The sequence below is a fragment of the Bacillus sp. ChL18 genome (genome assembly GCF_026241425.1).
Taxonomy (GTDB): domain Bacteria; phylum Bacillota; class Bacilli; order Bacillales; family Bacillaceae; genus Bacillus; species Bacillus velezensis.
The window spans coordinates 1-256 of the sequence record NZ_JAPHWE010000027.1 but is presented as its reverse complement, the minus strand read 5'-3'; the positions used below and the strand labels follow the sequence as shown (position 1 = coordinate 256).

1 rRNA gene is annotated in these 256 nt (G+C 53.1%); it reads left to right on the top strand.

Features of this window, described 5'->3' with window-relative positions:
* Positions 1 to 218 (top strand): 16S ribosomal RNA (locus OQ477_RS21130); the annotation flags it as partial.
* Between the last annotated feature and the right edge of the window lie 38 nt (positions 219 to 256).

Sequence of the window (256 nt, the reverse complement as noted above, 5' to 3'; positions counted from 1 at the left end):
TGCGTGAAGCTGGAATCGCTAGTAATCGCGGATCAGCATGCCGCGGTGAATACGTTCCCGGGCCTTGTACACACCGCCCGTCACACCACGAGAGTTTGTAACACCCGAAGTCGGTGAGGTAACCTTTTAGGAGCCAGCCGCCGAAGGTGGGACAGATGATTGGGGTGAAGTCGTAACAAGGTAGCCGTATCGGAAGGTGCGGCTGGATCACCTCCTTTCTAAGGATTTTAACGGAATATAAGACCTTGGGTCTTAT